The sequence below is a fragment of the Salinispora oceanensis genome, assembly GCF_000383575.1.
GTDB classification, from domain to species: domain Bacteria; phylum Actinomycetota; class Actinomycetes; order Mycobacteriales; family Micromonosporaceae; genus Micromonospora; species Micromonospora oceanensis.
Genome location: NZ_KB911579.1, coordinates 4,904,488 through 4,924,889 on the forward strand (window position 1 = coordinate 4,904,488; position 20,402 = coordinate 4,924,889).

The 20,402-nt window shown below is 70.9% G+C and carries 17 protein-coding genes and 2 pseudogenes; 8 read left to right on the forward strand and 11 right to left on the reverse strand.

The annotated features are described in order from the left end of the window. Nucleotides 1-10 precede the first annotated feature (10 nt). The 3 genes and pseudogenes from SALPAC4_RS0122540 to SALPAC4_RS0122545 all read left to right on the forward strand — a co-directional run bounded on the left by SALPAC4_RS0122540 (nucleotide 11) and on the right by SALPAC4_RS0122545 (nucleotide 2,532). Complete coding sequence (locus tag SALPAC4_RS0122540; RefSeq protein WP_019872284.1) at nucleotides 11-541, forward strand: MarR family winged helix-turn-helix transcriptional regulator; 531 nt, start codon at nucleotides 11-13, stop codon at nucleotides 539-541. 67 nt (nucleotides 542-608) lie between these two features. Next, a pseudogene (locus SALPAC4_RS29195) lies at nucleotides 609-764 on the forward strand (DUF421 domain-containing protein); the annotation flags it as partial. 61 nt (nucleotides 765-825) lie between these two features. Then, nucleotides 826-2,532, forward strand: coding sequence for an RCC1 domain-containing protein (locus tag SALPAC4_RS0122545; protein ID WP_027645004.1), 1,707 nt, complete (start codon nucleotides 826-828; stop codon nucleotides 2,530-2,532). A gap of 15 nt (nucleotides 2,533-2,547) precedes the next feature. On the opposite strand, the gene SALPAC4_RS0122550 is transcribed toward SALPAC4_RS0122545, so the two are convergent. After that, entirely contained in the window at nucleotides 2,548-3,828 is a 1,281-nt protein-coding gene (locus SALPAC4_RS0122550) for an amidohydrolase (RefSeq protein WP_019872287.1), read from the reverse strand. 152 nt (nucleotides 3,829-3,980) lie between these two features. Here SALPAC4_RS0122550 and SALPAC4_RS0122555 point away from each other — a divergent pair, with 152 nt between their 5' ends. Then, nucleotides 3,981-4,157, forward strand: coding sequence for a thiazolylpeptide-type bacteriocin (locus SALPAC4_RS0122555; RefSeq protein ID WP_018215603.1), 177 nt, complete (start codon nucleotides 3,981-3,983; stop codon nucleotides 4,155-4,157). A 227-nt stretch (nucleotides 4,158-4,384) separates the two neighbouring features. Here the strand turns inward: SALPAC4_RS0122555 and SALPAC4_RS0122560 are convergent, their stop codons facing one another. Together SALPAC4_RS0122560 and SALPAC4_RS0122565 are read right to left on the reverse strand one after the other, a co-directional pair. Next, complete coding sequence (locus SALPAC4_RS0122560; RefSeq protein WP_019872289.1) at nucleotides 4,385-5,125, reverse strand: MerR family transcriptional regulator; 741 nt, start codon at nucleotides 5,123-5,125, stop codon at nucleotides 4,385-4,387. Nucleotides 5,126-5,137: 12 nt separating this feature from the next. Further along, nucleotides 5,138-6,373, reverse strand: a complete 1,236-nt coding sequence (locus SALPAC4_RS0122565) for an MFS transporter (RefSeq protein WP_019872290.1) — start codon at nucleotides 6,371-6,373, stop codon at nucleotides 5,138-5,140. A 162-nt stretch (nucleotides 6,374-6,535) separates the two neighbouring features. Here SALPAC4_RS0122565 and SALPAC4_RS27580 point away from each other — a divergent pair. From SALPAC4_RS27580 to SALPAC4_RS0122580, 3 genes and pseudogenes are all read left to right on the forward strand, one after another. After that, a pseudogene (locus SALPAC4_RS27580) lies at nucleotides 6,536-7,086 on the forward strand (MvdC/MvdD family ATP grasp protein); the annotation flags it as partial. 54 nt (nucleotides 7,087-7,140) lie between these two features. After that, on the forward strand, nucleotides 7,141-8,286 hold the full coding sequence (tgmC, locus tag SALPAC4_RS0122575; protein ID WP_027645062.1) for an ATP-grasp peptide maturase system methyltransferase: 1,146 nt from the start codon (nucleotides 7,141-7,143) through the stop codon (nucleotides 8,284-8,286). A 79-nt stretch (nucleotides 8,287-8,365) separates the two neighbouring features. Continuing rightward, the gene (locus SALPAC4_RS0122580) at nucleotides 8,366-8,992 is read left to right on the forward strand and encodes a DUF4291 domain-containing protein (protein WP_019872293.1); all 627 of its coding nucleotides are present in this window, start codon (nucleotides 8,366-8,368) and stop codon (nucleotides 8,990-8,992) included. A gap of 150 nt (nucleotides 8,993-9,142) precedes the next feature. Here SALPAC4_RS0122580 and SALPAC4_RS0122585 read toward each other — a convergent pair whose 3' ends face one another. Next, nucleotides 9,143-9,469: a winged helix-turn-helix transcriptional regulator gene (locus tag SALPAC4_RS0122585; protein ID WP_019872294.1), complete on the reverse strand. Its 327-nt coding sequence runs from the start codon at nucleotides 9,467-9,469 to the stop codon at nucleotides 9,143-9,145. 114 nt (nucleotides 9,470-9,583) lie between these two features. Here SALPAC4_RS0122585 and SALPAC4_RS0122590 point away from each other — a divergent pair, with 114 nt between their 5' ends. Further along, nucleotides 9,584-10,009, forward strand: a complete 426-nt coding sequence (locus tag SALPAC4_RS0122590) for a YybH family protein (protein ID WP_019872295.1) — start codon at nucleotides 9,584-9,586, stop codon at nucleotides 10,007-10,009. A 64-nt stretch (nucleotides 10,010-10,073) separates the two neighbouring features. Here the strand turns inward: SALPAC4_RS0122590 and SALPAC4_RS0122595 are convergent, their stop codons facing one another. Genes SALPAC4_RS0122595 through SALPAC4_RS0122625 form a run of 7 tightly spaced genes read right to left on the reverse strand, consistent with a single transcriptional unit; the run spans nucleotide 10,074 to nucleotide 20,396 of the window. Next, nucleotides 10,074-12,044, reverse strand: a complete 1,971-nt coding sequence (locus tag SALPAC4_RS0122595; RefSeq protein WP_019872296.1) for a TOMM precursor leader peptide-binding protein — start codon at nucleotides 12,042-12,044, stop codon at nucleotides 10,074-10,076. Then, complete coding sequence (locus tag SALPAC4_RS0122600; RefSeq protein WP_018730403.1) at nucleotides 12,041-12,796, reverse strand: ABC transporter permease; 756 nt, start codon at nucleotides 12,794-12,796, stop codon at nucleotides 12,041-12,043. The genes SALPAC4_RS0122595 and SALPAC4_RS0122600 overlap by 4 nt, the downstream gene beginning before the upstream one ends. Next, entirely contained in the window at nucleotides 12,793-13,719 is a 927-nt protein-coding gene (locus SALPAC4_RS0122605) for an ABC transporter ATP-binding protein (protein ID WP_019872297.1), read from the reverse strand. Before SALPAC4_RS0122605 ends, SALPAC4_RS0122600 begins: the two co-directional genes overlap by 4 nt. Then, the gene (locus SALPAC4_RS0122610) at nucleotides 13,716-14,912 is read right to left on the reverse strand and encodes a zinc metalloprotease (protein WP_019872298.1); all 1,197 of its coding nucleotides are present in this window, start codon (nucleotides 14,910-14,912) and stop codon (nucleotides 13,716-13,718) included. Before SALPAC4_RS0122610 ends, SALPAC4_RS0122605 begins: the two co-directional genes overlap by 4 nt. Continuing rightward, entirely contained in the window at nucleotides 14,909-15,976 is a 1,068-nt protein-coding gene (locus SALPAC4_RS0122615) for a lantibiotic dehydratase C-terminal domain-containing protein (RefSeq protein ID WP_019872299.1), read from the reverse strand. Before SALPAC4_RS0122615 ends, SALPAC4_RS0122610 begins: the two co-directional genes overlap by 4 nt. Continuing rightward, nucleotides 15,973-18,777, reverse strand: a complete 2,805-nt coding sequence (locus tag SALPAC4_RS0122620) for a lantibiotic dehydratase (protein ID WP_050565003.1) — start codon at nucleotides 18,775-18,777, stop codon at nucleotides 15,973-15,975. The genes SALPAC4_RS0122615 and SALPAC4_RS0122620 overlap by 4 nt, the downstream gene beginning before the upstream one ends. Beyond that, nucleotides 18,774-20,396 carry a nitroreductase family protein gene (locus SALPAC4_RS0122625; protein ID WP_019872301.1) on the reverse strand — a complete coding sequence of 541 codons (1,623 nt, stop codon included), beginning with the start codon at nucleotides 20,394-20,396 and terminating at the stop codon, nucleotides 18,774-18,776. Before SALPAC4_RS0122625 ends, SALPAC4_RS0122620 begins: the two co-directional genes overlap by 4 nt. Between the last annotated feature and the right edge of the window lie 6 nt (nucleotides 20,397-20,402).

A 20,402-nucleotide genomic window follows, 5' to 3' on the forward strand; every position in this document is an offset into this window, starting at 1 on the left:
CTATGGGCCGATGCGACTCTACGTGGAGCCAACGGGGTCGTCGACGGCGGTGGACGAGCCTCAGGTAGACGAACCCCTGGTAGACGCGCTGGCAGCGCTGTGCCGCTCGCTGGTCGGCGTCACCGTCCGCACCCTCGACGCTCTCGATGTCGACCTCACGATGTCGCAGTACCGAATCCTGGTCCTCCTCGTCTCCCCGGGGCCGGTCCGGGTCGTTGACCTCGCGACCAGCCTGCACGTCCATCCCTCCACCGTCACCCGCGCCTGTGATCGTCTGGTCCGACGAGGGCTGGTGGCCCGACGGACCGGCGAGAGCGACCGCCGGGTGTCCTGGCTCAGCCTGACCGTCGCTGGTCGAGACCTGGTCGGCGAGGTCGTCCGACGCCGTAGTGCCGAGATCCGGCGGCTGGTCGCGGTGACCGGCACCGCGCCCGACGTCGGGCTGATCGGCACACTGGAGGCGTTGGTGTCCGCCGCCGGCGAACCGGATGAACGGCGGTGGCGGCAGGACTGGGAGAGGTGCGGCGGCGCAACGCGCTGAGGCGGCGAACAGCACGGCGTCGGCCGCGCTCACCGGCAGACGCAGCCGTCGTCGGGTAGCCGCTGCCGTGGTCGACTGGCGAGCGGTCTTCACGCCGGACACCCCGCTGTTGGAGATCATCGTCCGGGGCAGCGTGATCCACCGCGACTCCGGCGCCCGGCCCGGACCTCAGCCATCAGTCTTGGTCACAGTGGCTGCGGCATTTCTCCACGAACAGAATGGATAGGTGGCTGACAATAGCGCCTGTCCTGTTAGCGGCTCTTGTCCACTTGAAGGTGGAAGCGATGCGGAAACTCGGCCAGCGGTCGGTCCATGACGTCGGCGCGCGCTGGACGCGATGGGCCATCGCCGGATGGTGTCTGCTCACGACGGCGGTAGCAGGGACGCAGGCGCTCGCCGTGTCGCCCGCGATCGCCGTGTCGCCCACAGCCGCCCAGAACACACTGTCACCGTCCACCGCCGCGTCGGACACCATCCTCGCCTGGGGTGACAATCTGTACGGTCAGCTGGGGGACGGGACTCGCGCCGACCGTGGCACACCCGTTCCCGTGAGTCTTCCCCCCGGCACCACCGTCACCGGCATCGCCACTGGCGACAATCACAGCCTGGCGTTGACGTCCACCGGCACCGTCCTCGGCTGGGGCAGAAACCGCTTCGGCCAGCTGGGCGACGAGACCAAAACCAGCCGCACCGCTCCCGTGGCGGTGAGCCTCCCCCCGAGCACCACGGTTACCGCCATCGCCGCCGGCCGCTCCCACAGCCTGGCGATCACCTCCGCCGGCACCGTCCTCGCCTGGGGCGACAACTTCCGTGGTCAGCTCGGCGACGGCACCACCGACGACAGCACCAAGCCGGTGGCGGTGAAGCTGCCCCCGAGAACCACCGTCACCGCCATCGCCGCCGGCGAGGACCACAGCTTGGCGATCACCTCCGCCGGCACCGCCCTCGGCTGGGGCAGCAACAGCGTCGGCCAGCTGGGCGACGGCACCACCAACGACAGCACCACACCCGTGGCCGTGAGCCTCTCCCCGGGCACGACAGTTACCGACCTCGCCGCCGGCCGCTTCCACAGCCTGGCGATCACCTCCGCCGGCACCGCTCTCGGCTGGGGCGACAACGTCCACGGTCAGCTCGGCGACGGCACCAACACCAGCAGCAACACACCCGTGACCGTAAGTCCGCCCACTGGCACGGCGTTCACCGCCGTCGCCGCCGGCCGCTTCCACAGCCTGGCAGTCACCTCCGCCGGCACCGCCCTCGCCGCCGGTGACAACCTCTACGGTCAGCTCGGCGACGGCACCAACACCAGCAGCAACACATTCGTGACCGTCAACCTTCCCCCCGATACCACGATCACCGCCATCGCCGTTGGCCGCTCCCACAGTCTGGGGGTCACCGCCACCGGCGCCGCCCTTGGGTGGGGCATCAATGACGATGGCCAGCTGGGCGACGGGAGCACCACCAACCGCACCACTCCCCAGGCGGTTGACCTGCCGTTGAGCACCACCGTCGTCGGCGGTTTCGGCCACAGCCTGGCCCTGGCCGCGCCACCGACGTCCACCACCGCGCTGCAGGTGACGCCACCGAGCCCGACGGCGGGTCAGGAGGTCACCCTCACCGCCACCGTCACCTGCACCGGCGAGCCCCCCACCGGCACCGTCACCTTCCGCACCAACACCACCGCCCTCGCCACCGAGCCCCTGACCACCGGTGCCACCGCCACCCACACCACCACTCTGCCCGCCGGCACCCACACCCTCACCGCCGGCTACACCAGCACCAACACCTGCCCCGACAGCGAGTCCATCTCGACCAGCATCACCATCCACCCACCACCCGACGATCCCGACCTCCCCATCACCGGCCCCGACCTCCCCATCACCGGCCCCGACCTGCCCACCACCATCGGCGCCGCCAGCCTGCTCATCGGCACCGGCGCCATCCTCATCCAGCTAACCCACCGACGCCGATCCGCACCCCGCCCACGCTGACGTGGGGGCTGCTGGTCAGCCGGCGGCGAACAGCGGTCGGGCCGCAGCAACCAGGGCCGTCACCCCGGTCGGCAGCGCCAGCTCAAGGCTGGGAGCGAAGGCCGGGCTGTGATTCGTCGGCAGACTGCCCAGCTTCTCGGCCGCGGTGGCCCCGGGCGCCCTGCGCCACTGTCGTGGCCCCACCGTGCCGAGCATCCAGTAGCTACTCGGTATCGCCCCGGCGGCCAGCAGCGGAAAATCCTCCGCCGCCAGGGACGGTGGCCACCAGCCCACCCGCTCCGACCCGAACACGCCCACGTGAGCGTCCCGGACCCGGGCGGTCACCGCCGGATCCCCCACATAGGCGGGGGTACGCGAGACGACACGTACCGTCGGCTCGCGCGGGCTGCCGGCGGCCGTACAGGCGGCGCGCACGATTCGGGTCACGCTCTCCAGCACCCGGTCCAGGGTCTGCTCACGCAACGCCCGAATCGTCAGCCCGAGGACGGCCTCGTCGGCGATGACTCCCGCATGGTGGCCGGCACGAAGCGTTCCGACGGTGAGCGCCACCTGATCAGCCGGGTTGACCTGGCGGGCCACCAGCGCCTGCAACTGCACGACGATGTTCGCGGCGAGCACCACCGGGTCCACGCAGAGATGCGGGGTGGCCGCGTGCCCGCCCCGTCCGGGTACGGTGACGTCCACAGTGACACAACCGGCTGTCATCGCGCCGGCGCCGTGGGCGACCATTCCCGCCGGTAGCGGGGCGGCATGCTGGGCCAGGAGCAGGTCGGGTCGGCCGAACCGCTCGTAGAGGCCGTCGGCGATCAGGGCCGCCGCCCCGTGCAGGGTCTCCTCGGCCGGCTGCCCCAGGATCAGTAGCGTCCCCCGCCAGCCGTCCCGGCCCTGGGCCAGGTGGGCGGCGGCGCCGGCCGCCGCGGCCAGGTGCAGGTCGTGTCCGCAGGCGTGCATGACCGGTACGGTCCGGCCGTCGGCGGCGACGCCGGTAGCGGTGCTGGCGTACGGCAGGCCGGTCTCCTCGGCGACCGGAAGCGCGTCGAGCTCTGCCCGGATCAGGACGGTCGGGCCGGCCCCGTTGCGGAGGACGCCGACCACGCCATGCCCACCGACTCCGGTTGTGACCTGGTATCCCACCCCGCGTAGCGCAGCCGCAAAGCGGGCCGCGGTGCGCTCCTCCGCCCCGGAGAGCTCCGGATGCGCATGCAGGTCGCGGTAAAGGCGGGCCGCGGCGGCAACGATCTCCCGACCGACCGGCGGGCCGGCCAGATCGGCGGCATCGGCTGCTACGAATGCCATGGGGTCAGCCAAGCCGACGCCGCTGTCATTCCACTGACATCGGGCGACAGTGAGGTGTGACCGCGACACCACACGATCGGTAAGCGCCCTGGGGTGTGCTTGCGGTGGGCCGACCGGAGAAGCCGGCCGGCCGCCGACCGGGAGGAGCCATCATGGAGCACGACACCGACCTCAACGCCCTCGCCGAGGAGATCATGGAGCTGGAGTCGGAGACCTTCGCGATCTCCGACTACGCCGACGCGTCCGAGGCGATCCTCGCCTCCTGCTCCTCGTCGGCCACCACCTCGACCTGCAGCAGCACCACCTCCACCACCAGTTGCTCGGCCTGAGCAACGGCAGTACGACGTCGGGCCATCCGGAAAGGGTGGCCCGACGTCGCATGCTGGGGCGGTCTATTCCGGAGAGAAGTTCTCCGCCCAATCGAAGACCGCCTTGAGCTCATCGTCAAGGTACGGCCCGTAACCGCCGCATCCCTAAGAGAGTTTGACTCCTCGTCGTCGGGTTGGGCTGGGCCGTCTACCCTCCTGGTGTTGGGGCGGGCATGTCGCGCAGTCGTTCATGGCTGATCGACATTGGCCAGCCGGGCGAGAAGCTCACGCTGGGCGTCGTTGAAAGCCATCTCCTGGTACGACATGAGCAGCGCACGGGTCCGCGGATCCAAATCCGTCCACCCGTCAACGCTCAGCTGGCCCAGGGCGAGGTGGTAGTCGACGACCAGCCGGTCGATCTCTTCATCGCCGGTGTCCGGCCCGAGCGCGGCGAACCGGGCGGCCAGCGCGGTGGTGGCCGCCAGCACGCCCGGCTCCGTGGCCTGACGGAGCAGCCCGATCAACTCGGCCCGGCCCTTGTTGTCCAGGAGGTGGTGCAGCAACAAGATCACTTCGCGGTCGTGGTTGAGTAGCTCTGGCGGCAGGTCCGGACCGCTGCTGCTGCCGATGCTCGCAAGCAGGCCGGCCAGTTCCGACGGCGTGTCCGCGGCGGCTCCGGCGGCGCGAAGCTGGGCGATCACCTCGCGGCGGGCGGTGAGCCGATCGATCTGGTCGGCCAGTGCGCTGTCGAGCTCGTCAAGGACGGCGTGGGCCCGGCCGCCGGCCTCCAGTATCGGCGGAATTTCGTCGAGGGGGATGCCGACCTCGGCCAGCCGCCGGATGCGCAGCAGCAGCACCAGGTCGCGCACCGTGTACTCGCGATAGCCGTTCGCCCGCCGCGCCGGCTCGGGAAGGACCCCAACCTGGTGGTAGTGCCGCAGGGTGCGGACGCTGACTCCGGCCAGCCGGGCGATCTCGCCACTGTTCATCGTTCCTCCAGGTCAACCTACTAGTTCGGCCTCGGGTGCCGGCCTTGGTTCCAGGTCGCGCAGTGACCGTGCGCCGAGCGCTACGACACCGGTGATGAGCCAGATGAGGGCGAGGACTATCGCGCCGGTCCGAGCGCTGAACTCCGCGACCAGCAGCGCGGCGCCGCCCATGCCGAGTGCCGGGGCGAGGGTGAGCAGCGAGTTCTGGAGGCTCATCACCCGACCGCGCATCGCGTCTGGAATTCGCTCGACCATGAGCACGCCGATCAGGCTGCCGAACAGCCCGTTGCCGAGCCCGACCAGGGCCGCAGCGCCAAGCACGATCCACGGGCTCGCCAGCGTCGCCATCGCGCTGAAGCCGACGATCATGATCAGCAATCCGGTCAGGAACCAGGTACGCCGGCGGCCCCGGCGGCCCGCCGCGGCGTACGTCCCGCCGCCGATCAGCAGTCCGACAGCAAGCGAGCTGAGCACCAGTCCGAGCAGCTCAGGCCGCTGCTGCAGGGTGAAGTATACCGGCAGGACCAGCGCCTGGAAGCCGGCCAGAACCACCACCACACCGACACTGATCAGGGTGGTGGCCAGCAGGAACGGCGAACGGCGCAGGGTATGCCAGCCATCGCGCAGCACCACCCGCTGCGGCGCGGCCCCGTCTGCCGGGATCACCGCAGCAGGGACCACGCCGGCCTCGCGCGGGATGAGCATCGTGACCGCCGCGGCCGAGGCCGAGGTCGCCGCGGTCACCCACAGCACGGCGACTCCGTCGAACGCCGCGATCAGCACCGCCCCGGTCGCCGGCCCGATCAGCATGACCATTGCGCCGAGCGCCTCGCGCAGCCCCAGCAACCGCTCGGCGCTCGTCCGCCCGGTCCGAATGATGCCCGGGATCATCGCTTCCCGGGCGGTCAGTCCCGGCACGTCGCCGAACGAGCCAATCACTGCGAACAGCACGAACCAGCCGAGCGCGAGCCCGACGGTGGCGTCGACCAAGGGCAGCGCGGCAATCGAGAGCGCGGAGATCACATCGGTGAGCACGGCGGCCGTACGTCGGTTGATCCGGTCGATCACCACGCCCATGACCAGCCCCGCGACGGCTGCGGGCAGCGCCGAGGCAACGGCGACCGCACCGGTGGCGAGCACGCTGCCGGTGGTCTGCAGGACCAGCAACGGCAGGACCACCCCGGCAATGGAGTTGCCCAGCATGGATAGGACGTAGGAGGCCAAATAGGCCCACGACACCTTGCTCATACGACCATCGCAAACCATGACGCTGCGTCGGGGTCAACTCCACAGCGTCCATCGGGGAGGTGTGGCGCTGCCCTTGCGGGCGGCGTGCCAGCAGACCCGGGGGCGTACCTCGGACGGGCAAGAGCATGGATTCTGACACCGACCACACCGAGGACTGAACCGGTGGGCGACGAGCGCACGGTGTTGGTGCTGACCCAGCCGTACGACGTAACCGCCGACTATGTGGTGGCGGAGCTGGCAGCACGGGACGTGCCGGTGTTCCGGTGCGACCCCGGCGACTTCCCGCAGCGGTTGACGCTCGTCGCGCGGTGGGGCGAAGGCTGGCACGGCAGCCTTCGCCTCCCCGGCCGCCGCACCCCGCTGCACAACCTCGGGTGCGCCTACTACCGGCGCCCGACGGCGTTCGAGCTTCCGGCGCACCTGACCGACGAAGAACGCCGCTGGGCTGCCCGCGAGGCACGCATGGGCCTGGGCGGGGTGCTCGCCGCGCACCCAAGGTGGCTCAACCACCCAAATGACATCGCCCGCGCCGAGTACAAGCCATCCCAGCTCGCCGCCGCTGGCTCGGTCGGGCTGTCCGTGCCCCGACATTGATCACGAATGAGCCGGCGGCGGCCGAGCGATTCGTGCGCGAGCACGACGCCGCGGTCGTCAAACCGCTCGGCTCCGGTGTGCTACCCGAGGCCGGCGCTGCAAAGCTGGTCTACACCAACCACCGGGCTGCCCATTTCCGCCGCGATAGCCGATGCTCTGACCAAGGAGACACGATGACGGCCACCGCCGAACGGACGCGCAACCGGCTCGTGCACGAGCTGACCGGCCACGGCCGGCTCACCGAGGCGTGGCGGGCGGCGTTTGCCGCTGTGCCCCGCCACCTGTTCCTGCCCCGCTTCTTCCGCCAGACCCCGGACCGCAGCCGGTACGAAGCGGTCGACGCGAACGATCCAGGGGCGCTGGAGCTGATCTACTCCGACCGCGTGCTCCCCACCCAGCTCGACGGCGACGACGCCCGCTGGGACGAGTCCCGGCGCCACGGCCCGATCGACGGCGTGCCGACCTGCTCCAGCACCCAACCGGCTCTCATGGCGGTCATGCTGGACGCACTCGACGTGACCGACGGGCACCGGGTGTTGGAGGTCGGCACCGGCACCGGGTACAACGCGGCACTCCTCGCGCACCGGCTCGGCTCGCCGCTGGTCACCACCGTCGATATCGATGCCGGGCTGGTGCGACGGGCGCGGCGGTCGTTGGCCGCTGTCGGCTACGCCCCCACGGTGGCCGCCACCGACGGCGCGGCAGGTCACCCCGGCAACGCCCCGTACGACCGGATCATCGCCGCCTGTTCGGTGCCGCAGGTGCCGGCGGGCTGGCTCGCACAGACCCGCCCCGGCGGGGTAATCCTGACCGGCTTGCACCGCGAGATCGGCGGTGGACTGCTGCTGCGGCTGACCGTGGACGAGACCGGCGCGGCCAGCGGGCACCTGCTCGACGACTACGGCTCGTTCATGCCGCTGCGCTCCTGCCCCACCGTGCGAACCTCGGCGCTCGTCCGCGCCGCCTCCCAGGCCACCGGGGACCGGCACGAGACCCACCTACCCGGCCCGCTGGCCGACGACGGCGAGGCGTGGACCGCGCTGGTGGCGCTACAGCTGCCGGATGTGGCCCGCCTCGACATCGACCGCCCGGACGGCCCGGTGCAGTGGCTTGTCCACCCGGATGGTTCGTGGGCGTACCACGACATCTCCACCCGCATGGTGGAACAGGGCGGCCCACGGCGGCTGTGGACCGAGGTGGAGGACCTCTACAGTCGGTGGAGCGCATATGGCAAGCCCCACCGCGCGCACATCGGTGTGACCGTCACCCCCGTCGGGCAGCAGGTATGGCTCACTGACCCCACCGAGATCATCGGATGACACGATCCGTGAGCGGCGCCGGTCACGCGCTCGCGCATATCGGTGGAGTAGTCGAGTCCTGATCGGTAAGGATCCGGTTGTGCTCGTTCCCGCCCACCAGATCCGCGCCCGCTACTCGACCGACACCATCACCGTGTACCAGGCGTATCCCCCGCAGATTGCGCTGCCAGCAGTGACAACCGGCCGTTTCGTGGCTCCCTTCAAGCGAGAACGGATGACGTGGATCAAGCCGTCGTTCCGGTGGATGATGTACCGCTGCGGCTGGGCCACCAAGCCAGGGCAAGAGCGCGTACTGTCCATCGACATCACGCGGGAGGGGTTTGAGTGGGCGCTGGCGCGAGCCTGCCTTAGTCGCTATGACCGAGACCTGCACGGCGACAAGGCGACCTGGTCGCGGCAGCTGAAGACCAGCCCCGTACGCGTGCAGTGGGATCCAGAGCGATCGCTGCAGCTGAAGGCGCTGCCGTACCGGTCGCTGCAGGTTGGGCTCTCCGGTGACGCGGTCGACCGGTACGTCGATGACTGGACGGTGGCCATCACGGACATCACCACGACTGTTCAACGCATGCGGGAACTACTGCGCCGCGGCGACGAATCGGCGGCAGCAGCTCACCTGCCGGTCGAACGTGCCTACCCGCTGCCGGCCCAGATCGCCACCGGCCTCGACGCCAGTCCGGACATCACCGCCGACGAAGTTCCTGGGTAGCAGCATGGACAGTGACGGCCGCTGGACAGGGTGGTCCGCAGACGTTGAGATGGTCTATTACTTGTGCCGGTTGAAGATCTTTCGGCCGGGCCCGCGCGAATTCAACCGCATGGTCAACCCCACCCCTGGCCGAGGACGGACCCGGAGTGTTCACCCTCGCCCTGAAACGGACCGATTACCCCAGGCCGCCCTCTCCCGGAGGAGCGCGTCGCCAGTGCGGTACAGCTCGATCAGGAGTGGCTTGAGGGTCCGGCCAACTGGGGTGAGTTGGTAGATGACATGAGAGGGGAAGCCCTTTTGGCGCTCGCACTCGACCAGGTCGGCCCGCGCCAGCGTGGCGAGCCGCTCGCTCAAGACCTTGGCGCTCAGCCTGGGCAGTGCGACCCGAAGCTGACTGAAGGAACGGGGCCCGTGCATCAGTTCCCGTAGGAGCAGCGTCGTCCATCGGCCGGCGACGGCAGCGAGGGCCACCTCCACCGGGCAGGTCGGCTCCGGATGTCTTGTTTCACCTCGGGTGTCTAGAACGAGGTCACGATCCCAGCCGTTGCTCACCATTTGGTTACCTGCGACGGGCTCGGTTTGACTGACCGCATGCCAACTGACTCCACCAACCATCCTTTCATTGTCGCTCTCACCGACGATGCCAACCAACACCCGCTGGTCTTCGCTCGAGCCTTCAACTCCGGGGACGTCGGTGCTGTTGAGCAGGTTTACGAACCGGACGGCGTCTTTGTCGCCACGCCGGGCCAACCTGTCACCGGCGCCGCCCGGGCCGCGGCCAATCAACAATTCCTCGGCCTGGGGCTACCAATCGACGTTCGCCCACGGCATGTGTACGTAGCCGACGACATCGCCCTGTTGATCGTCGACTGGACGATAGACGGCCAGGGTCCCGACGGGAAGCATGTGCACCTGGAGGGCACGGCTACCGACGTGGCACGGCGAGGGCCGGACGGCCGCTGGCGGTACGTCATCGACAACCCGTTCGGCACCGACAGGTCGAATCACCCACAATAGTTGTGGCAGTGAAACGTCGAAAGGCCGGCACGAGCGGTCGTTTCTGACGGGTGCGCGGTGGCATTTACGGGAAGGGGTGCGGCACGAGGCGGAGGTCGGCGTCGGTCAGTTCGGCGGGGGTGAGGCCCGCCACCGCGGGTGCGGTCCGTAGCCGCGGCAGGTGCGGAGCCCGCTGCCGAAGCCAGCCGAAGTCGATCGGAAGCAGGCCGGGCACGATCGTGCAGACCGAGCGGAGTCCGACCGCCTCCTGTTCTGGTGTGGTCTGGTCCACCGTGATCGCCTCAAGCCCCCGCGCAGCCAGCAGGTCGAGCACCCGGCGCAGGTCGTCGCGGAGATCCGGCGTGCCGGGGGGCCGGTAGCCGGCGAAGAGGTGCTCGATGGGGAGCGTGCCACGGTCGTCGAGGTAGCTCACGGCGTGCCCCGCCATCCGGGGTAGGCCGAAGAGTGCCGCGTGGTCCGGCAGCCGGCGGACGAGGGTGTAGTCGTCAGCCATCCGTTCCAGCTCGGCCCGGCGCCGACGCACCGTGGTGGGCTGGTGCGGGATGTAAGTGAGCGCCTCGGCGAGCGCGCCGGTGACCGCCTGCCGCGGGTCGAGGTGGGCGGCGGCGGCGAAGGAGAGCAGGCCGGGGCCGCCGTCGTGGCGGACGGCGAGGCTGGTGACCACGGGTACGTCGAGGTCGATCCGGTTGTCGAAGGCGTAGAGCCGGTAGCCCTGCAGCTCGGCCCGGTCGACCATCGCACGCACGACCGGCGGGCAGGTGTCGAGGTCGATCCGGGGCAGGGTCAGGTTGCCGTACCAGGCGAGCAGGAACGCGTCCCGCTCGATCAGCTCCAGTAGTCCGAACAGGACGGCCTCCGCTAGGCAGCTGCCGGTGGCGCAGCCACTGGAGGAGGAGAGGACGAAGGTGTCGCCGGCGGCGGGCGAGCTGTAGAAGCACAGCCGGCGCGGCACCAGTACGGGCCTGCCGGTGTGCAGGTTCTGGCCCCACACCCAGGGGATCGGTTGTTCTGGGTCGAACCGGCGCAGGATCGGGTCGGTGTCGTACACCTCGTCGGGGTGCCGGCCGCAGCGGTCCGGGTGTAGCGCCTCCGGGCCGAGGTCGGCGTAGGCGGCGAGGACCGGGGGGACGTTGCGCCGTCGGTGGGTCCCGGCGTAGCGCTCCAGCCCTTCGAGGTGGGCGAGCGCGCGGCTCGCGTCGTAGCCGCTGGACTGGCCGCTCCAGGAGACGTCGAGCAGCCCCCCGTAGCCGCGGATGAAGACGCTGCCGGTCACCGGGGCGGTGGTCGGTGACGTGATGGTGAGCGCGGTACCCGCACCGAGTACGCCGCAGACCGGGTTGACCAGCGCAGCCGCTGGCAACGGATAGTCGTCGGGGGTACGCAGCCGGTACGTGTCGGGGCACGGCTTGGGTCGGGGTTGGTGCGCGAGCACCAGCGGGTCGGGGCGCTCAGGGCTGTCCGGTCGTTGCCGGGTGCAGCTGGGGCAGCACGGCTCGGCCAGCAGCGGGTAGGTGCGGACCCGCAGGCTGGCCAGGTCGAGCTGGCTGACCCGGGGCAGCGGGGTGCTGTGCCGGTCCCAGCTTGGTGGCGACGGAAGTGGTGGGCCGGTGTGACTGGCGCGGTAGAGCTCCCAGGCGGCGTCGAGCTGGTAGGCGGTCAGCTGTGGCCACGGGCCGACCGCGGTTGTCCGATTGCCGACCTCCAGGGCGTCGCGTTGGCTGCGGCTGCGCAGCCGCTGCCACCGGATGGCCAGGCAGTGCCCGCAGGCCCGGCCGGCCGTGCCACCGAAGGGTCCGATCAGCACGGTGGCGGCGGTGAGGTGCACGGTGGCGGCGCACCGGTCCGGGTCGGCCACGGCGGGCGCGGGGGCGTCGCCCAGCGTCACCACCCGCGGCGCAGCCGTGGATCGCCGGGCCCGCCGGTCTTCGGCGGCACCCGTCGGCTGGGCCAGCCAACGGCGGCGCAGGTGCTGTCGGAGTTGGGCCGCGGCGGCGGCGAGAGGAGTGGGGTGCGCTGCCGCCGCGGTGCCGGTCATGAGTCGTTGCTCCAGCGGAAGGTCCGGACTCCGACGACCGCGAACACGGCGGTGAAGACGACCAGTGCGGCGCACGAGATCAGGTAGTCGGTCATGGTGCCAAAGCCGGTAAAGGCGTACGTGATGCCGTCGTTGACGTAGCGCATCGGCAGCACCCGGGAGACCTCCTGTAGCCAGGTCGGCATCAGCTCGAGGGGGTAGAACGAGCCGGAGAGGAAGGCCATCGGCACCACGACGCAGTTGGCGATTGCGGCGACGGCCTCCGGGGTGTTGGCCGCAGATCCGACGATCAGGCCGAGGGCGAGGAAGGCGGTCACCGCGAGCAGCATGATCGGGATGGCGAGCGGCCAGGTCTGGTCCGGGCGCATGCCGAAGACCGGCAGCATGGCGACGCCGACGAAGAGCACGCACTGCGCCGCCCCGATGCCCAGCGCGACCACGTAGCGGGAACCGATCACCGACCAGATACTGGTTGGGGAGAGTCGGATGATCCGCAGCAGGTCGTCGTTGCGCCACTGCATCAGGGTGAAGGCCACGCCGAAGAGGGCGGCGTTGGCCAGGCCCCAGGAGAGCACGCCCGGGGCGATGTAGTCGACGTATCCGCGGCCGGTGTCGGCGACCTCCTGGTTGCGGAAGATCAGCGCGAAGATGACCAGGAAGATCAGGGGAAAGGCGAAGGTGAAGAAGACCGTCGTGGCGTCGCGGACGGCCGCCTTGTAGACGGCTCGGGAGAGTGCGGCGTATGCGCTCATGCCTGCGGCGCTCCGATCAGCTCGAGGTAGACGTCTTCCAGGGTGGCCGGCCGGGTCTCCACGTCGTCCAGGTCGGCTTCACCGTCGAGGGCAGCGAGCACCCGGGCCGTGTGCGCGGTCTGCAGCACGAGCATGCCGTCCTCAACGGCGACCCCGTTGACGCCGTCGAGGGTGCCGGCCTGTTCCGGGCTGAGCCGGCCGGCGGGGATGACCAGTCGGGTACCGATGCCGGAGCGGGCGATCAGCTCGCGGGGGCTGTCGAGCGCGAGGACGCGCCCGGCGGAGAGGATCGCGACCCGGTCGCAGAGGGTCTGCGCCTCGTCCAGGTGGTGGGTGGTGTAGACGATGGTCTTGCCGATCGCCTTCAGGTTGCGCAGCATCTGGCCGAGGTCGCGGCGGGCCTCCGGGTCCAGCGCGGCGGTGGGTTCGTCCAGGAAGACCACCTCCGGGTCGTGGACGAGGGTGGAGGCGATGGCGAGGCGCTGGCGCTGACCGCCGGAGATCTTGGTGACCCGGACGTTCCCGGAATCGGTCAGCCCGACCAGGTCCAGCGCCTTCTCGGCGGTGGCTGGCGGGAGGCCGTAGAGGGCGGCGACGGTCACCAGGTGCTCGCGGGCGGTCAGCCGGGTGAAGAAGGCCGAACGCTGGGTCTGCACGCCGATCCGGGGCAGCAGGTCGAGGTTCCGCGGCGCTGGTGCCATGCCCAGCACGTGGATGGTGCCGGTGTCGGGGAGGCGCAGCCCCTCAATCATCTCGATGAGGGTGGTCTTGCCGGCGCCGTTGGGGCCGAGGAGGCCGAAGAACTCGCCGCGGCCGATCGAGATGGAGACCTCATCGGCCGCCCGCACCTCGCCATACGATTTACTCACGGCGTCCAGCACGATCGCCGGACTGTCGATGGATGACATCGGCTCGCCTTTCACTGGTTGTTCTCACTGGTTGGTGGTGCGGGAATCCGGTCCGCCGGGCGGGGTCGACCGGGTCGGGCCAGCCAGCCGGCGACGGTCAGACCGACGATGGCGGCCGGCAGGACGTAGGCGAGCGCGCCGAGGGAAGGCCGAAGCAGGGCGCCCAGATAGACGATCACGAGACTGGCGGCGGCGGTGCTCGCCAGCAGCCACCCGGCGCCGAAGAGCCCGAGGCAGACCGCGGCCCGTCGTGGGTAGCGGCGGCCGGGCCGGCGCAGCAGGCGCCGGGAAAGGGTCGCCAGGTAGCGGCGGCTCTCCGGGGCCAGGTCCAGCTGGTCCAGCAGGTGACTGAGGACCTTGTAGCCGTCCAGTGGCGGCAGCGCGATGACGTTGACCAGCGTCTGGGCCGCGCCGACCAGCATGAACGCGCTGAGTATCCGGTCGGCGAAGGCGCCGGGCAGCAGGATGAGGGCGGCGCCGGCGAGCAGCAGGACCAGCCCGTTGGCTACCGCACCGGCCGACGCGATCAGCACCTGCTGGGACCGACGCGGTAGGTAGAGGTAGTCCTCGACCTTGCAGGTGAGGGTAACCAGGTTGATCCGGTTGACGGTGGCACCGAAGTGGACGGCCACCACCCCGTGCGCGAACTCGTGCAGGGCCGCGCTCGACCAGGCGAGCAACGCCAGCGCCACCAGGCTGACCGGGTCGGTGAAGGCCGGGCGGGCGGTCTGCCAGAGCGGGCCGAGCCGCAGCCCGACCAGCACGAGCAGCGCGACGACGAGGACGGCGACCAGCGCGAAGACCGCCGGGCGCAGCAGGAACCGCAGCCGGTGCGCCCACCATCCCAGCGCGCCGGAGCGTCCCGGATCGGCCGTCGCCCGCTCGCCGTCGCCCGACGTGGTGGCGGGCTCGACGGGGTGAACGGCCAGCAGGTCCCGCTCGTGGAGGAGCCACAGCAGCCGGGTCCAGTGCGCGGCACCGAGGCGGCGACCGTACTCGTCGGCGTACTCGGCGCCGACCTCGCCGAGGGATCGGACGCCGTCGAGGCGACGGAGCAGGAACTGCTCCTTCGGCGGGATCTCGAACGCCCGGCCGGTGCGCCGGTCCTTGAGCAGATAGACCGTGTCGGGGCCACGCCGCAAGGGCCGCGAAAAGATCAGGTCTTCGCGCAGCCGAGGGCGTTTGGCCAGCAGGCCCGGAGGCGTCACGACGACACCGCCGACTCCCGCAGCACCCGGGCGAGCAGATAGGAGAGGTACGCCTCGTCGCGGATGGTGGCGTGCAGCCGATTGTTGGTCATGTGGAGGTACGGCGAGAGCAGGAATGGGAGGGCCTCCCCCGGGTCGGTGATGACCCGGTCGTCGCCGCTCCACCCGCTGACCGTCAGCTCGCCGGAGGTGGCCAGGGCGAGCACCTTCTCGCGGAGCTGGGCCGTGTGCTCGGCCCACCCGCGTAGGAAACCGGGGAGTCGCTGTGTCTCGCCCTGCCCGACGAGGGCGAGAATCTGTCGTACGCGACGGCCGAGCTCACCGGCGACGCTGTCATACATTCGCGTGTACTCGTCGATGCCGATGAGGTTGGTGCCGGCGAAGGCCTGGTGCCAGTAGTGGTGGTACCGGTCGAGGAAGTCCACCAGCTGTTCCCGATCGGGCAGGAAGGTGCCGGCGTGCACCGTCATCAGCTGCGCGGCGGTACCCAGCAGCACCGGGCGCAGGTGCAGGTTCATTGACGAGATGGCGTGCAGCACGGTGTCGCTGGAGTGCTGGAAGTGCCACTCGGCGACCTCGATGCCCGCCGGCCCGCCGTACTTGCCGTACTCCGGTGCGTACGGCCGGTAGCTGTATGAGTTGTTGGGGCTGAGCAGCATCTGTCCGGCGGCGTCGACCAGGTCCGCCGGCCGCCCGTCGGGGAACTCCAGCGCGAAGAGGATGTCGTAGAGCTCCCGCAGGTAGCCGGTGCCCATCGCGTACAGCGCGGGGCGGGTGGTGAGGAACCGGCTGACCGCCGCCTCGGCGCGCGCACGCACCGCCGGCGCGTCCGCCGGGGTACGCGGCCGCAGCCGCAGCCGCACGTGTGGCCCCTCCAGCCAGTAGTTGATGAAGAAGTGGCCGGCGAGCAGCTCCGCTTCGGTGAGTTCCCGGATGAGCGGGGCCACGCAGTCCACCAGCAACGGTTGTGGGTTGGCCGCGTAGAAGATGTGCAGCGAGATCCACTCTCCCCGCCGGCCGGCGGTCTCCTCGGCGTTGGTGGGCGCGGCGGCGGACGCGGTCATCGGCTGCTACCTCCGGATCGTGGTGCGGCGACGGTTCGCCGCGCGGGAACGCGGAAGGTCTCCGCGTTGACCCGAGAGGTCTCCGCGTTGACCCGGAAGGTCTCCACGGCCAGCTCGCTGACGTGTCCACCGAGCGCGCTGTGGGCAGCCAGTTCACTCGCGGCGGGCAGCAACTCGCGCAGGACGACCTGGTCGTCCGGATCAGTCAACGCGGCGCGCAGGGCCTGCAGCGAGAGCGCGCTACCGAAGTCGACGTACTGCGGCTTCGGGTTGGCCGTGCGCGGACCGGACCGGGCCGGGTAGACGGTGGCGAACACCTGCTCGGGCAGGCCGTGCCGGGCCCGCCACCGACGCCAGGCCAGGAACGCCGCCGGGTCGGTGCCGGGGTCACCCGCGTCGGGAAGCCCACGGACCGGCGCCGACCAGCTTCGGCGGCTGAGCACGACGTTGCCGAGGCGCAGCCGGGGCCGGACAGTAACACCGTCGCTGGTGGCCGCCGGCACCCCACGCCACACGTCGAGCCGCACCAGCGACGCCGGCGAGAGCAGCAGCAGGGTACGCGGGATCTGCGGCAGCGCCATCGGCACCAGGTAGCCCAGGTACACGGCGACGACCTCCTTGTCGAGGCGGGTCGAGCGCAGGACCACCCGATCGGTCTCCGGATCGTGGGCCAGGTAGAGGTCGTCAAGGGTGAGCTGCCGGTCGGCCGGGACGCTGCTGGTTTCGCCGGGACACACGATCACGTGGTCGGTGAGCCGGGCGTGCAGGTTCAGGTTGGTGGTGGCCGCTCCCCCGGTCAGCTCGGCGAAGACCACGCCCGGCGGGGTGAGCTCCGCCGTCTGGGCCCGTAACCGCTCGGCGAGGGTCGGGGTGTCGGCGTCGAAGCAGTGGGTGAACCGGCTGAACGGGAAGGAGAGTCCACCGAAGGACTGGTTGAGCACCAGCAGCGGGTCGGGCTCGCGGAGGGCCAGTTGCACGAAGTGGCCCATCGGGTGGACCTGGTGGGCGGTGGCGCCGAGCAGCGCGCCCACCTCGTCGAACAGCTCGACGGGCAGGGACAGCTCGGGGCACCGGGGGTCGGCGTCGGCGAGCGCCGTCACCCGCTTGGCGAAGAGCTGTCGGGCTTGGTCGAGCGCGGTCATCTCGGGCCGGCCCAGCCAGTTCTCCTCCGGCGTGTAGCTACCGTCCGCGGCAAACGGGCGGCGCCCCGCCGTGTACGAGGAGTACTGGTCGTAGAGGTCGTCGTGGAAGTCCTCGACCAGCCGCAGCAGGTCGTCGCAGCGGCCGCCGACGCCGAACCGGGCCAGGAAGAAGCCGTGGAACATAATCCGGTGCGACAGGTTCTGGTCGAAGGCGGGCAGGATCCGTTCCACGGCGGCGAGGTCCGCGCCAACCAACCGCTGCCAGGGTGGGGCCGCGATGGCGACCGGTTCCCCGGCCACCCGGCTGTCCTCGTATAGCAGCGTCTGCGGCAGGGTCGGGTTCTCCTCGCCGAGGGAGCGCATCACCGCGCGTACCGCGTCCCGCAGTCGGTGCCGCAGGTCGCGACGCCGGCCGAGGTCGCCCTGCCGGTAGGCGTCCACCAGCCGCATGATCTCGTGGAGTTGGCTGACGAGCTGTCCGGCCCACGGCCGGTCCAGGTGTCCCAGGGTGTCGGCGAGGGCGCGGATCGGGTCGGTGGCGTGCACGTCAGTGTCGAGACCGACCAGCCGCAGCATTCCCAACTCCAGCAGCGTCGACAGATAGGTCTCGCCATCCGGCCGGTCGGCCCCGGTGTCCCGGCAGAGCCGGTCCACCAGCTCGGCACAGCGCATCGTGCCGCGCTGCTGCAACAGGGCGGTGAGCCCGTCCAGGACGCCGCTGCGGCGAAGGAAGAAGAGACCGTCGCGGACCGAGTCGAAGCTGACCGTGGCGCTGTCGTCGCCGGCGGTGACCCAGTGCCGCACGTAGCGGATCCGGTCCGCGTCGCGGCGCCACCCTGGGCTCAGCTCCACCATCAGGTCGCCACGCCGCCGCGGGTCGGCGGTGACCAGCTCGGCGAGCCGGGCGACCAGGACGACGTTGAGGCGTACGTGCTGATGCCACTGCTCATTGACGGGGAAGTCGAGCTGGGATCCGGTGTCGGTGAAGCGGCCGAGGGCGACCGCGGTGAAGGTGCTGAACGGGCTGGTCTTGCCGGCAGTGCGGTACAGGTAGGACAGCAGCGAGCGCTCGACGCGGCGGGTCCGCTTGTTCGCCGGTCGGGTCAGCTCCGGTGTGCTCCCGGCGGCCAGCTGTTCGTCGAGGGTCGGTGAGGCGAGTTGGAGCCCACCGCGCAGGCGTGGCTCGTCGGCCAGCCGCCACAGCTCCGCACGGGCCTGGGCGAGGTCGGCGGCGAGGATCGCGCTGCCCTCGTCCTGGTGTCGGGCGAGCTGCGTGCGTCGCCGGAGCCAGCGCTGGACGACCGGCAGGGCCGCCGGTCGGGTCTGCTCGACCGCGGCGAGGGCCGACCCGGGCGCGGCTGGCAGGGCGTTGTTGAAGACCTGCCGGCGCAGCGTCAGCAGCCGTCGGCGGACCGACTCGTCCTCATTGTCGTTGACCAGCTCGTACAGGAGTTGGCTGAGCTGCTCCCCGTCGGTGCGCAGCTGACGCTCCAGGGCCAGTGCCTCGTCGGCCCAGGTGCGGGCTGCCGGGGAGCGGAGCAGGTCGACCGTCGAGAGGGGAAGACCGGCGATCCGGGCGGTGAAGTACGCACCGGTACGCCAGCCGGCGGGGGCGGCCACGGCCGGTAGCGGGCCCGGCGCTGGCACGGCCTGCCTCATCGCAGCTCGTATCGGTAGTTGCCGAGCTGCCCGCGCTCCTCGCCGGCGAGCATGATGAGCAGCGGGAACTCGTCACTGCCGGTGAGTCCCAGCTCCTTGACGTAGGAGACGCCGTCGAAGCCCAGCGCAACTCCCGCGCCCAGACCCAGCGCGGCGGCGACGGTGTAGAAGGTCTGGGCCATCGCGCCGACGGTGGCGTTGGCGAGGTTGTAGCCGCGGTCGCCGGTGGCGTCGAGCACCGCGTGCGTGCGGACCGTCGCGACGAGGACGACCGCTGCCTGCTCCAGGTTGTAGTTGGCCAGGGTGTAGTTGCGTTGCAGGAACGCCCCGGGTGGGCCACTGGTGATGGCGACGAGGCTGTGCTCCTGCGGGTCGTACGCGTACCCTCCGGCGGGCACGGCGGCCACGGCGTTGACGAAGGCGTAGATCCGCGCCAGCGGAGGGTCGGCGGGACCGTCGATCTCGGCTGGCACGGTACTGGCGGCGGTGGCCTTCAGCAGCGCGGCGAGGTGCTCCGCCGCCATGGGGCGGCTCCGTAGAAACCGGCCGAAGCTACTGCGGCGGGCGGTGAGGGCGGCCGCCACGGGCAGCGTCAGCGGCGCGGCAGCGGGGAGTGGCCGGCGGGTTCCGCCCGGCGGTACCGGGTGGGCGGCGGCGGACGCCAACGCCCCGGTGGCGGGCCGGTCGACCGCCGCGGCGGTGCTGCGGCTGACCCGCCGTAGGGTGTCGAAGTGGAGTAGCGTCCGCGACCGCTCCCGGTCGTGGTGCCGTACCCGGACCGTCGGTGACTCCCCGCGACCGGTGGTGGCGAGGGGCGTGGATGCGGGGGGCGAGGGCGCGGCGGGCGTGGGCGCGGCCCAGGTCAGGGGTACGGCGGCGAAGAGCGCCTCATCCTCGGGGGTGAGCCCGAGCAGGTCGGCGACGGCCGCCTGGTCGAACCAGAGCACGGGTCGGATCTGCCGGCCGTGAGCGCCGGCCCAGAGCCGCCACGACTGCAGCAGAGCACCCAGGTCCATCGATACCACGTGGTACGAAAAGTTGTTGTACTTGAAGGCGTTCTGCCAGTACTTCACCCCGATGATCAGAAACTGGCTGGCGGGGCGGGGTGGGGCGACCGCCGCGTTCACCCGGGCGCTGACATCACCACCGAGCAGCCGCTGCATCGCGTGCCGGGTGTGCGCGTAGTAGTAGACACCCGGGGTGACTCCGGCTCCGGGCCCGGCGACCCAGTAGACGCTGCACGGGTAGAGACCTCCACCAGAGGCGGCGCCGCGGTGCCAGTTCGCGTACGCGTACGACGGCAGCACTCCCAGGTCGGAGTTGGCCTGGATGCCGAGCCGCCGTCCGAGCAGCCCGTACGAGTGGTGCAGCAGACCGGCCAGCAGCGGCAGCGTGAACGGCTCGTCGGCGTCGCCGGGGCCCCGCAGCGCGGTGTCCAGGTCGGCGTCGGCGCTCGCCGGGGCGGGCAGCCCGAAGGCGGTCGCCTGCGGGTAGTACTTGCCGCGGCGGGGTGCGTCGGCCCAGTTCGGGGCGAAGTCGGCCGGCGGCATCGGTTCACGGCTGCGATGCAGGATCGCGGTCGCGTACGCGTGGGCGAGGCCGGGGTTCTCGGACGTCATGGCGGC